Source organism: Tsukamurella sp. M9C (assembly GCF_020169415.1).
GTDB lineage: Bacteria > Actinomycetota > Actinomycetes > Mycobacteriales > Mycobacteriaceae > Tsukamurella.
The window spans coordinates 30,033-42,603 of sequence record NZ_JAIULG010000027.1 but is presented as its reverse complement, the minus strand read 5'-3'; the positions used below and the strand labels follow the sequence as shown (position 1 = coordinate 42,603).

Sequence of the window (12,571 nt, the reverse complement as noted above, 5' to 3'; positions counted from 1 at the left end):
CTCGGGGTCTGCGCTGATGACGGCGAACTCGTCGCCGCCGAGGCGGGCGACGACGGCGTTCGGCGTGGTCCCGGTGGCGATCAGGCGCGCGACGTTGCGCAGGACGCCGTCTCCGACGGTGTGGCCGAAGCGATCGTTGATGGTCTTGAACTGGTCGACGTCGATCGCGGCGACGAGCAGATCGCCGGTCGCGCGGTGGAGGAGTCGGTCGCTCGAGAACGCGAAGCCCCGACGATTGAGGACGTTCGTCAGCGGATCGAGGGACGACTCGAGCAGTTGCTTGCTGATCAGGCGCTGCATCTCGACGGTGTACCGGCGCAGCAGCTCCACCACGGCATTGGCCACGACGATCGCGACGACCATTGCGACGACGACGCTGACCGGCTGGAAGCCGGCGACGAGCAGCCTCGCCCCGAGCACCAGGATCACCGTCGTCGAGAAGGCGATGTGGAGGGCCATGACCCGTCCGCCCACGAAGTGCGCCACGTAGGCGCCGATCACGGAGAACAGGCCCGTGCCGATCAGCGACGCCTGGGTGTTCTGAAAGCACAGCACGACGCCGGCGAGGCCGAGGTCGGCGTAGGCGACGAAGGCGATGCTGCGCTTGTCCCGTGGCCCCTTCGTCCACCACGCGCCGGCGAGTGGAGTCCTGGCGACGATCGCCGCTGCGGGGAAGACGCTGAGGCAGATGAGCCCGATCGTGATCTGTCGCCACCGGCTGTCGCCGGCACCGTCGGGGGAGAAGATGGTGATCGCCCCGAACGCCCCGAACGCGAGGGTCAGAACTGTGATCGCGTACCGCCACACCCTGTCCTGCAACTCGATGCGGCGGAGGAGGTGGCGCGGCGCCCCGGCTCCGGGTTTCATCTCCTCCATGGGGACATCGTCCCACGGGTGAGCGCCTCCGAGTTCAGAATCGCAACAGCCTCGGGATGGCAGCGGTCCGGGGGCGCCGGGTACGGGCGCTGGTCAGTGGTCGATGGTCGTGGTCCGGTTCCGCCCTGCGGTCTTGCTCGCCTTCAGTGCGCGATCGGCGCGGTCGTTCAGGGCGTCGAGTACGTCCGCGGTGGTGTGCGCGGTGCGGCCCGTCGCGTCGTGGTCCAGGTGCGCGAGTCCGATGCTCAGGGACACCGCGCTGCCGTCGGGCAGTCGCACCGGGTCTCGGTGGATGGTCTCGGTCAGGAAGATCGCGTCGCGGTCGGGGTCTGCGCTGATGACGGCGAACTCGTCGCCGCCGAGGCGGGCGACGACGGCGTTCGGCGTGGTCCCGGTGGCGATCAGGCGCGCGACGTTGCGCAGGACGCCGTCTCCGACGGTGTGGCCGAAGCGATCGTTGATGGTCTTGAACTGGTCGACGTCGATCGCGGCGACGAGCAGATCGCCGGTCGCGCGGTGGAGGAGTCGGTCGCTCGAGAACGCGAAGCCGCGCCGATTGAGGACGTTCGTCAGCGGATCGAGGGACGACTCGAGCAGTTGCTTGCTGATCAGGCGCTGCATCTCGATGGCGTACCTCCGGAGGAGGGCCACCACGGCATTGGCCACGACGAGCGCGACGACCACTTCGAGGCCCACGGTCAGCGGGTAGAACCCTGATGCGAGGAGCGTCCCTCCGAGTACGAGGATGACCGCCGTCGAGAAGGCGATGTGGAGGGCCATGACCCGTCCGCCCACGAAATGCGCCACATAGGCGCCGATCACGGAGAACAAACCGGTGCCGATCAGTGCCGCCTGGGCGTTCTGCATGCACAGCACGACGCCGGCGAGTCCGACGTCGGCGTAGGCGACGAAGACGACGCTTCCCTTGCCCCGGGATCCCTTCGACCACAGCGCGCCGGCGAGCGGAGTCCTGGCGACGATGGCGGATGCAGGGACCACGCTGAGGCAGATGAGCCCGATCGTGATCTGTCGCCACCGGCTGTCGCCCGCACCGTCGGGGATGACGATGGTGACCGCGCCGAACGCGCCGAACCCGAGCGTCAGGGCCGCGATGGCATACCGCCACAGCTGATCCCGGAGCTCGATGCGGCGGAGGAGGTGGCGCGGTGTCCCGCCTCCCAGGGGCATCTCCTCCATGCGGCCCATCGTCGCACGACCACTCCTGCCGCGATCGCGATTGCAACGGCTTTGAGATCGGCAAGAGCCGGTGTCGATGACTGCGTCGATGGCGTGACCGGCTCCACGAAATCTAATTGGTCCAAACAAAAGTCATGTCCGTTGGTTACGGCAGAGCGTGGAGATCTCGCGCGCGGGGTGACCGTCACTCCGGCGCCTACGGCCGGGGTCGCGAATGAACATTCGAGTGTGTGGTATGTGTTCGAACGGGACCGTATGATCGAAAGGGAGCGAGGGGGTGAGTTCGAATGAATTCCTATACGGCAGAGGAATATCTCGACGCCCTCGTCGTGTTCGAGCGGGCCGCCGAGCGGCTCGCCGCGGCAGATCCGGTGATGCTTTCCTCGCAGCAGGTGCTCGAGTGTCTGCGCCGCCTGGAGACGGCCGCCCGCAAGGTCCCGTACGGCCAGAACGTGCTGGCCGGGGTCGCGTTCGAGCAGGGGCTGCCCGCGGAGCTGGGGTACACCGGGCTCAAGGAACTCCTCGTCGACCAATTGCGCCTGGCCGGCGCGGAGGCGCGTGGCCGGATGCACGGCGCGTACAACCGGGTGCCGCGTCACGCCCGCGGCTTCGCGCCTGAGCCCAAGTACGAACTCATCGCTGAGGCGCAGCGCGAGGGCAGGATCTCCGAACGGCACGCCACGGCGATGGGGCGGATCCTCGACAAGTGCTACCGCCTCAACGGCGGCGACCTCGACGATGTCGAAGAGATCCTCGTGACGGCGGCGGAGAGTGTGCCGCCGGAGGACATCGATCAGATCGGTAAGCGCGCCGTCGCCCTCCTCGATCCCGACGGTGCCGAGCCCGACCAGGATCGCATCCGGCGCTCGCGCGAGCTCACCGTGAGTGCCCAGGGCGACGACCTGATGTCCGACATCGGCGGCGCGCTCTCGCCCGAGTGCCGCGCCCTGCTCGATGTGGTACTCGAGATGTTCGCCCGCCCGGGCGTGGGCAATCCCGACGACGTCGCGGCCCCGGTCGATCCGGGCGACGCGGACGCGGTCCGCGCCGCCGCCGCGCGCGACACCCGGAGCGCGGCGCAACGCAACCACGACGCCCTCGCCCATGCGCTCGGCATCGTCATCGGTTCGGGTGGACTCGGCAGCCATCGAGGGCTGCCCTGCGTCCCGATCATCACTGTGGGGATCGATCAGCTCGAGTCGGAGACCGGCATCGCGACCACCGCCACCGGTGGCCGGCTCCCGGTCGCGGACGCACTACGCATGATGGGCGCCAATCCGAAGTACGTCCTGGTGCTGGACCTCGCCTCGCGGCCGCTGTTCCTGGGGCGGGAGAAGCGCCTCGCCTCCGCGGATCAGCGGATCGCGCTGTACGGCTCCGAGAAGGGCTGCACCGCACCCGGATGCGACGCGCCCGCCACCCGCTGCCAGGTCCACCACGTCACCGAGTGGGCCCACGGCGGCGCCACCGACGTCACCGCGCTCACCCTCGCCTGCGACGCCCACCACGGCAAGGTCGTCCCCGACCTCACGGAGAACCCGCGCGGATGGGAGACCATCACGATCCCGCACGGCGAGCCGTACGCCGGGCGGACCGGCTGGCGCCGCGGCGCCGATCCCGCAGGGACGCATCGCGTCAATCACCGGCGCCACGCCGAGGAGCTCCATCGCGAGGCGCTCGTCCGCTGGCGCACCCGGTGTGCGCAGTTCCGGGACGCGTGGGTCGAACAGGACCTCCGCCGCCAGTTCGAGGACAGTTGTGCCGACCACGAACTGATCGCGAAGGTCCTCGATGGTCCGCACGGCCCGCCGCTCCTCGAGCAGCTGCTCGCCGACCACGATGCCGACACCGCCTGGTGCGCACCGTCGAACACCGGCGCCCACGCGGCCTGAGGCGTCAGAACCGGCTCCGCCAGGCGGCGGCGTCGGGGAGGCGGGCATCGGGCGCGGTCGTCCAGAAGGCGGACGTCAGGTCGTAGCCGTCGTGCACCAGTCCTGCTCGCGCCGGCCAGTGCTCGGCCGCCCACTCGGGCTCGTTGTGCATCGAGTCGATGCCCGCGCGCACGCCGCCCTCCAGCTCGAAGTGCAGGTGCCGGGCCGCCTCGCGGGCGGACTCGGCGCCCACCGGCACGGCCGCGGCGGCGGCGACGAGATCCGTGGCCGCGCCACGGATCCGACGATCGGTCCAGGCGAACGTCCGACGGTGCGCGCCCGGGTCCAGCAGGTACATCGCGAGCAGCGCGATCACGACTCCCACCAGGGTCTCCAGCAGGCGGTCGCGCATCACCGGTCCCGCCGCCCCGCCGGTGACGCCCGCCCCGCTCGCCAGCAGCGCCACCGGGGTGATCACCACCACCGCCGCGGCGTAATTGCGTACGACGAGGATCTCGATGCAGAACTGCAGTGCGGCGACCACCGCGATCAGCGCGTATCCCTGCGGAGCCGCCGCGTGCAGGCCCGCGAAGAGCACCAATCCGACTGCGGTGCCGAGGAATCGGTGCAACGCCCGCACGGTGCCGTGCACCCGGTCGACCCCGTTCTGCAACACCACGAGGGCGCTGATCGCCGCCCAGTGCGGCCGCTCGAAACCGAGTGCGATGCTCACCGCGCCCGCCGCGAGGCACGCGACGCCGACCCGGCCCGCGGTGATCGCGGCGTGGGAGGAGGGACTGAGCGAGCGGCGCAGGCGGTGGCCCACCGTCGGCCGCAGCCGCGACGTGGTGACCGCGCGCGTGGGGTCGGCCTCCGTGTCCGCGTCGTCGGACGAGGCGGCGGCGAAACGCCGGTTGGCGTCCCGCAGGTCGGCCAGCAGCGCCGCATCGGCGGGGCGGCTCGCCGCCCGGGCGTCGTCCATCGTCGACCAGGCCGCGACCAGGGCGGAACCGGCGGCGTGCCGGCGCTCGGCGGATGGCGGACCGTCGGTGGCGAGGTACGCGTTCACCGCCCCGATCGCGCGCCCCGCGGCCTCCCGCTGCGGCGCCGACGGATCGACGAGCACCCCGGACATCGACACCAGCACCGACGAGATCGCGCCCAGAGCGGCACCGACGACCAGCATCGCGGGATCGGCGCCGGATTCGACGGCGATCAGCCCTCCGGACCCGACCAGCGCGAAGAACAGCGCGCCCGGCGGCCCCAGTCGCAGCGCGTCGACCACGAAGACGGCCACCACGGCGGGGACGACCGTCATCAGCACGGCGCAGGTCTTGAGAAGGGCGCCGCCCGTGGGCACGGCCCACCCGATCGTCGCCCCGATGGACACCGCGACCAGCAGCGCCAGCCCCGCGGCCGCCACCACGTGCCCGCGTACGCGGTAGGCGCGGCCCTCGCCGTACAGCACGGCGAAGGCGCCGAAGGTGGTGAACAGGGCCGAGCTCGCGTGCCCCGCCGCGACCAGCCCGGCCCCGGGGATCGCCACCGCCGCCGCGGCCCGCAGGCCGGCCCGCCACCGCCAGACGGGCGCACCGTCGGCGAAGACGAGCGAGCGGACCCGCGCGACGCGGGGCGGGGGATCGTGGAGTGGTTCGCTCACCGGACCATTCCAACACCGCCGCCGCGGCGGCGCACACGCGGCAGTGCGAGGGGAGAGGATCGGGGCGAAGAATGCAGTGACGCAGAAGAAAGTGCCCCCGGCAGGATTCGAACCTGCGGCCTTTCGCTCCGGAGGCGAACGCTCTATCCCCTGAGCTACGGGGGCGCAGGGCGTAGCAAGGTTAGCGCATAGGGCAGGCCCGGCGGAAACCGGGCGGTCAGGCGCACCTTAGGATGGACCGGTGACTCCCGCTGACCTTTCGGAACTCCTGCACGCCACCGCGACCACCGTGCTCACCGAGCGCGGCCTCGACGTCTCCGTGCTGCCCGAACGCGTCACCGTCGAGCGGCCCCGCAACCCCGAACACGGCGACTACTCGACCAATATCGCGATGCAGGTCGCGAAGAAGGCCGGCGTCAATCCGCGCGACCTCGCGACCTGGCTCGCCGAGGCCCTCGGCAACGCCGACGGCGTCGACGAGGCCACCGTCGCGGGCCCGGGCTTCCTCAACATCCGGCTCGCCGCGGACGCGCAGAACCAGCTCGTCGTGAACATCCTCGAGCAGGCGGGCGCGTTCGGGCAGGGCAAGGCGCTCGACGGTGCGCTCATCAACCTCGAGTTCGTCTCCGCCAACCCGACGGGCCCCGTCCATCTCGGCGGCGCGCGCTGGGCCGCAGTGGGTGACAGCCTCGGCCGCGTGCTCGAGGCCCAGGGAGCGGAGGTCACTCGCGAGTACTACTTCAACGACCACGGCGCGCAGATCGATCGGTTCGCCCGCTCGCTCGACGCGGCCGCCCGTGATCAGCCGACGCCCGAGGACGGCTACGCCGGCGACTACATCGGCGAGATCGCGGCCACCGTCGTCAAGGACCACCCGGGCATCCTCGACCTCCCCGAGACCGAGCGGGTGGAGGCCTTCCGCGCCGACGGCGTCGAGCTGATGTTCGGGCACATCAAGCGCACCCTGCACGAGTTCGGCACCGACTTCGCCGTGTTCACCCACGAGGACGAGATGTTCAGCTCGGGCCTCGTCGAGAGCAGCGTCCAGCAGCTCAAGGACAACGGCAACCTGTACGAGAAGGACGGCGCCTGGTGGCTGCGGGCCACGGACTACGGCGACGACAAGGACCGCGTCGTCATCAAGTCCGACGGCAACGCCGCGTACATCGCGGGCGACATCGCCTACATCAAGCACAAGTTCGACCGCGGCTTCACTCTCGCGATCTACATGCTGGGCGCGGACCACCACGGCTACATCGGCCGGCTCAAGGCCGCGGCCGCCGCGCTCGGCTACGACCCGGCGCAGATCGAGGTCCTGATCGGCCAGCTGGTGAACCTGGTCAAGGACGGCAAACCCGTCCGCATGAGCAAGCGCGCCGGCACCGTCATCACCCTCGACGACCTGGTGGACGCCGTCGGTGTCGACGCCGCGCGCTACTCCCTGGTGCGCAGCTCGGTGGACACCTCCATCGACCTCGACCTGGATCTCCTCGCCCAGGCGAGCAACGAGAACCCCGTCTACTACGTGCAGTACGCGCACGCCCGGCTCTCGGCCATCGCGCGCTCGGCGGCCGAGCTCGGCGTCGTCGCCTCGACGGAGCATCTCGGCCTGCTCGACCACGCTCGCGAGGGCGATCTGGTGCGCACCCTCGGCGAGTTCCCCGCCGTGGCCGCGGGCGCCGCGAATCTCCGTGAGCCGCATCGCATCGCGCGGTACCTCGAGGAGCTGGCCGGCGCCTACCACCGCTTCTACGGCGAGTGCCGCGTGCTGCCGATGGGCGACGAGGAGCCGACCGACCTGCACCGCGCCCGCGTGGCGCTGTGCGCCGCCACCCGCCAGGTGCTCGCCAACGGCCTGGCGCTCGTGGGTGTTTCGGCACCCGACCGGATGTGAGAGGCCACCACTCGTGAGTGAACTGGATCGGGCCGTGTGGCCCGCCCACGCGCGCCGGGAGGCCGACGGTGCGGTCTCCGTCGCCGGGGTGCCCGTCACCGCGCTCGCGGCCGAGTTCGGCACGCCGCTGCTCGTGATCGACGAGGACGACTTCCGGGCCCGCTGCCGCGGCATGCGGGAGGCGTTCGGCGCGGACGCCGCGGTGCACTACGCCTCGAAGGCGTTCCTCTCCATGGAGATCGCCCGCTGGGTGCGCGACGAGGGCCTGAACCTCGACGTCTGCAGCGGCGGCGAGCTCGCCGTCGCCCTGCGCGCCGGCTTCCCCGCGGAGCGGATCGCGCTGCACGGCAACAACAAGTCGGTCGCCGAGCTGGACTACGCCGTCGAGTCGGGCATCGGGGACGTCGTGGTGGACTCGCTCTCGGAGATCGCGCGGCTCGACGCCGTCGCGGGGGAGCGGAACACCGTGCAGGAGGTGCTGATCCGCCTCACGCCGGGCGTGGAGGCGCACACCCACGAGTTCATCTCCACCGCGCACGAGGATCAGAAGTTCGGCTTCTCCCTCGCGTCGAACGGCTCCGATTCGCCGGCCATGAAGGCCGTGACCGCCGTCTTCGCCGCCGACAACCTGCGGCTCGTGGGCCTGCACAGCCACATCGGCTCGCAGATCTTCGACGTCAACGGCTTCGAGATCGCCGCCCGCCGCGTGCTCGAGCTGCTGCGCGACGTCGTCGCCCGTTTCGGCGCGGAGAAGACCGCGCAGCTGAGCACCATCGATCTCGGCGGCGGCCTGGGCATCTCCTACACCCCGCACGACGATCCGCCGCCCGTCGCGGACCTCGCGGCCAAGCTGCGGCACATCGTCGAGACCGAGTCCGCCGCACTGGGACTGGCGACGCCGCACCTCGCCGTCGAGCCCGGTCGCGCCATCGCGGGCCCGCCCGGGATCACGCTATACGAGGTGGGCACGATCAAGGACGTCGTGGTGGACTCCGAGGACGTCGGCCCGCAGGGTTTCCGGCGCTACGTCTCCGTGGACGGCGGCATGAGCGACAACATCCGCACCGCCCTGTACGGCGCGGAGTACACCGCCGTGGTCGCGAGCCGCGATCCGCAGGGCGAGCCGGTGCTCTCCCGCATCGTCGGCAAGCACTGCGAGACCGGCGACATCGTGGTCCGCGACACCGACACCCCCGGCGACCTGGCGGAGGGCGACCTGATGGCCGTCGCCGCCACGGGGGCCTACTGCTATTCGATGTCCAGCCGCTACAACATGCAGCCGCGTCCCGCGGTGGTGGCGGTCAAGGACGGCGCGGCGCGGCTCATCCTGCGCCGGGAGACCGTGGACGACCTGGTGAGCCTGGAGGTGCTCTGATGACCGAATCCGCACAGCAGAGGGAACTGGGCGTCGCCCTCCTCGGCATGGGCACCGTGGGCACCGAGGTGGCGCGCATTCTCGTGGAGAACGCCGACGACCTCGCGGCCCGCGTCGGCGCGAACCTCGTCATCCGCGGGATCGCCGTGCGCGACACCACGAAGGACCGCGGCCTCAAGGCCCTCGGCCTGAAGAAGAGCCTGCTCACGGACGACGCGGAGGCCCTGGTCGGCCGCGACGACGTCGACATCGTGGTCGAGGTGATGGGCGGCATCGAGCCGACCCGCACGCTGATGCTCAGCGCGTTCAAGGCCGGCAAGTCGGTGGTCACCGCGAACAAGGCGCTGCTCGCCGAGTACACCGGCCAGCTCGCCGACGCCGCCAACAAGGCCCGCGCCGACCTGTACTTCGAGGCGGCCGTGGCCGGCGCGATCCCCGTGATCCGCCCGCTGCAGCAGTCCCTCGCGGGCGATTCGGTGGGCCTCGTCGCCGGCATCGTCAACGGCACCACCAACTTCATCCTCTCCAACATGGCGGAGAAGGGCGAGGCCTACGAGACCGTGCTCGCCGAAGCCGGCCGCCTGGGCTACGCGGAGGCCGACCCCACCGCCGACGTCGAGGGCTACGACGCCGCGTCCAAGGCCGCGATCCTCGCCTCGATCGCCTTCCACACCCGCGTCAAGGCCGACGACGTGCACCGCGAGGGCATCACCGGCGTCACCGCCGCGGACATCGAGGCGGCGAAGGCCTTCGACTGCACCATCAAGCTGCTCGCGATCTGCGAGAAGATCACCGATGCCGAGGGCGCGCAGCGGGTCTCGGCCCGCGTGTACCCGGCGCTGGTGCCCTTCAAGCACCCGCTCGCCAGCGTCGACGGCGCCTACAACGCCGTCTTCGTCGAGGCCGAGAACGCCGGCCGCCTGATGTTCTACGGCGCCGGCGCGGGCGGCGCGCCCACGGCCTCCGCCGTGATGGGCGACCTGGTGGCCGCGGCCCGCAACAAGGTCGTCTCGGGCCGCGGACCCCGCGACTCGGCGTACGCCAAGCTGCCGATCGCGCCGATCGGCGAGGTGCTCACCCGCTACTACGTGGCGATGGAGGTCGCGGACCGGCCCGGCGTGCTCAGCGCCGTCGCGAACGAGTTCTCGGCGCGGAGCGTGTCCATCAGCACCGTCCGCCAGCAGGCCGACACCCCCGAGCGGGGCGCGCGCCTGGTGATCCTCACCCACAAGGCACCCGACGCGGCCCTCTCGGCCACCGTCGAGGCGCTGAAGAACCTGGACGTGGTGACCGCCGTGTCCTCCGTGCTCCGTCTGGAGGGAACCAGTGACTAATTCCGCTGCCACCGTGCACACCCCGTGGCCCGGCCTGATCGAGGCCTACCGGCACCGTCTGCCCGTGTGCGACACGTGGGAGCCGGGCTGGGCGCCCGTCACCCTCCGCGAGGGCGCGACCCCGCTGCTGCCCGCGCGGGCGCTCTCCGAGCTCACCGGCTGCGACGTGCACCTCAAGGTCGAGGGCCTCAACCCCACCGGCTCCTTCAAGGACCGCGGCATGACCATGGCCGTCACCGAGGCCAAGGCCACCGGCAAGAAGGGCGTGCTGTGCGCGTCCACCGGCAACACCTCCGCCTCCGCCGCGGCGTACGCCGCCATCGCCGGCCTCGAGTGCGCCGTGCTGGTGCCCGCGGGCAAGATCGCCATGGGCAAGCTGGCCCAGGCCGTGATGTACGGCGCCAAGATCATCGAGGTCGACGGCAACTTCGACGACTGCCTCGAGCTGGCCCGCAAGACCACCGCCACCTTCGACACCATCTCGCTGGTGAACTCGGTGAACCCGGTGCGCATCGAAGGCCAGAAGACCGCGGCGTTCGAGATCGTCGACGCCCTCGGCAAGGCCCCCGACGTGCACGCGCTCCCCGTCGGCAACGCCGGCAACATCACCGCGTACTGGAAGGGCTACAGCGAGTACGCCGCCGACGGCATCATCTCCGCGCGCCCGCGCATGCTCGGCGTGCAGGCCGCGGGCGCCGCGCCGCTGGTCAACGGGGCTCCGGTCAAGGACCCCGAGACCATCGCCACCGCGATCCGCATCGGTAGCCCTGCGTCCTGGAACCAGGCCGTCGCCGCCCAGCAGGAGTCGAACGGCCAGTTCCGCGCCGCCACCGACGAGAAGCTGCTCGAGGCCTACCGCCTCATCGCGAAGACCGAGGGCGTCTTCGTCGAGCCCGCGTCGGCCGCGTCCGTCGCGGGCCTCCTCGCCGCCACCGCCGACGGCTGGATCGAGAAGGGCTCCACCGTGGTGTGCACCGTGACCGGCAACGGCCTCAAGGACCCGGACACCGCGCTGAGCAGCCTGCCCGAGATCGCCCGCGTCGGCATCGACCCCGTCGCCGTGGCCGCCGCCATGGGGCTGACGGAGTAGCCGCGCCCGTGTCCCCCGCCTCGAACGCCCCGCTCGTCCTGCCCGTCGGCCTGAAGGCCACCGTGACCGTCCCGGCCTCCAGCGCCAACCTCGGCCCCGGCTTCGACACCCTCGGCCTCGCGCTCGGCCTCTACGACGACGTCACCGTCGAGACCGTCGATCCCGGGACCGACGGTGACCTGACCGTCGTGGTCACGGGGGAGGGCGCCGGGGACGTGCCCGACGACGACCGTCACCTCGTGGTCGTGGCGCTGCGCCGCACCCTCGCGCACCTCGGGGTCACCGCGACCGGGCTCCGCCTGACCTGCGTCAACCGCATTCCGCACTCGCGCGGCCTCGGCTCGTCGGCCGCCGCCGTCGTCGCCGGGATCGCGGCCGCCGCCGCGCTGGCCGCCGACGCCGACGCGCCCCGCGGGCTCACCACCGACGAGATGGTGCAGCTGGCCTCCGAGTTCGAGGGCCACCCCGACAACGCTTCCGCGAGCGTGCTCGGCGGCGCGGTAGTCTCCTGGACCGTGCCCGCGGTGCCCGTCCCCGACGTGGCCGGCTACCGCGACCACGCGGCGGCGAGCGCGGCACCGTCGGCCCCCCTGCACTACGGGGCCCGGCGCGTGGACGTGCACCCCGACATCCGGGCCTACGCCTTCGTGCCCGACGTGCAGTCCTCGACCTCGGTGACGCGCGGCATGCTGCCCCGCCTGGTGCCGCACGCCGACGCCGCGTTCAACGCCTCGCGCGCCGCGCTCATGGTGCTGGCGCTCACCGCGCACCCGGACCTGCTGCTGGACGCCACCGAGGACCGGCTGCACCAGCGGTACCGGGCCGCCTCCATGAAGGAGTCGTTCGCGCTGGTCGAGCGGCTGCGCGCCGCCGGCGTAGCCGCCGCGATCTCCGGCGCCGGGCCCACCGTGCTCGCGTTGACCCCCCAGGCGCTGCCGACCCGCCTCGCGGACGCCGCCGTCGAGGCCGGATTCGTCGTGCGCGAGCTGCCCATCGCCGACGGGGTCGCGCGCGGCTGAGCGCGCGGTCCCGGGGGTGGTGATTGCCGGGCGCCGGTACCCGCGCTATCATGGCAAAAGTGTCCGACCAGTGTGCGGACGCTGTTTCGGCACATTGCCATTCCACGCCCAGCAACCAGCCTCGGACGTGTTGGCGCGCCGGTCTCCACATCAGGCCGAGACATGTGTGCCCCCGCCGGAAACGCGGGGCCCGGCAGCCGAAGCGCAACAAGCACCTTCGTCATTCGTGCGTCGCCCGCGAAAACACCTGTGCAC

The 12,571-nt window shown here is 71.5% G+C and carries 9 protein-coding genes and 1 tRNA gene; 6 read left to right on the top strand and 4 right to left on the bottom strand.

What is annotated here, in order from left to right; translation table 11 throughout:
- Together LB823_RS14235 and LB823_RS14230 are read right to left on the bottom strand one after the other, a co-directional pair.
- On the bottom strand, window positions 1-876 hold an 876-nt coding region (locus LB823_RS14235; protein ID WP_224647886.1), incomplete at its 3' end, for a diguanylate cyclase domain-containing protein.
- Between the two features lie 93 nt (window positions 877-969).
- A complete protein-coding gene (locus LB823_RS14230; protein WP_224647885.1) occupies window positions 970-2,073 on the bottom strand; it encodes a diguanylate cyclase in 1,104 nt (367 codons plus the stop codon).
- A 287-nt stretch (window positions 2,074-2,360) separates the two neighbouring features.
- On the opposite strand from LB823_RS14230, the gene LB823_RS14225 reads away from it, so the two are divergent.
- Window positions 2,361-3,965: an HNH endonuclease signature motif containing protein gene (locus tag LB823_RS14225; RefSeq protein ID WP_224647884.1), complete on the top strand. Its 1,605-nt coding sequence runs from the start codon at window positions 2,361-2,363 to the stop codon at window positions 3,963-3,965.
- A 4-nt stretch (window positions 3,966-3,969) separates the two neighbouring features.
- Here the strand turns inward: LB823_RS14225 and LB823_RS24095 are convergent, their stop codons facing one another.
- A complete protein-coding gene (locus LB823_RS24095; RefSeq protein WP_224647883.1) occupies window positions 3,970-5,604 on the bottom strand; it encodes an FUSC family protein in 1,635 nt (544 codons plus the stop codon).
- 92 nt (window positions 5,605-5,696) lie between these two features.
- Window positions 5,697-5,769 (bottom strand) — tRNA-Arg (locus LB823_RS14215).
- A 76-nt stretch (window positions 5,770-5,845) separates the two neighbouring features.
- Between LB823_RS14215 and argS the strand changes: the two genes are divergently transcribed.
- From argS to thrB, 5 genes are read left to right on the top strand one after another with little or no spacing between them, the layout of a single operon-like run.
- On the top strand, window positions 5,846-7,498 hold the full coding sequence (gene argS, locus LB823_RS14210; RefSeq protein WP_224647882.1) for an arginine--tRNA ligase: 1,653 nt from the start codon (window positions 5,846-5,848) through the stop codon (window positions 7,496-7,498).
- On the top strand, window positions 7,473-8,873 hold the full coding sequence (gene lysA, locus LB823_RS14205) for a diaminopimelate decarboxylase (RefSeq protein WP_374201331.1): 1,401 nt from the start codon (window positions 7,473-7,475) through the stop codon (window positions 8,871-8,873). The genes argS and lysA overlap by 26 nt, the downstream gene beginning before the upstream one ends.
- Window positions 8,873-10,207, top strand: coding sequence for a homoserine dehydrogenase (locus tag LB823_RS14200; protein WP_224647881.1), 1,335 nt, complete (start codon window positions 8,873-8,875; stop codon window positions 10,205-10,207). The genes lysA and LB823_RS14200 overlap by 1 nt, the downstream gene beginning before the upstream one ends.
- Window positions 10,200-11,297 carry a threonine synthase gene (thrC, locus tag LB823_RS14195; protein WP_224647880.1) on the top strand — a complete coding sequence of 366 codons (1,098 nt, stop codon included), beginning with the start codon at window positions 10,200-10,202 and terminating at the stop codon, window positions 11,295-11,297. The genes LB823_RS14200 and thrC overlap by 8 nt, the downstream gene beginning before the upstream one ends.
- Before the next feature lie 8 nt (window positions 11,298-11,305).
- On the top strand, window positions 11,306-12,316 hold the full coding sequence (gene thrB / locus LB823_RS14190; RefSeq protein ID WP_224647879.1) for a homoserine kinase: 1,011 nt from the start codon (window positions 11,306-11,308) through the stop codon (window positions 12,314-12,316).
- Window positions 12,317-12,571: the final 255 nt, after the last annotated feature.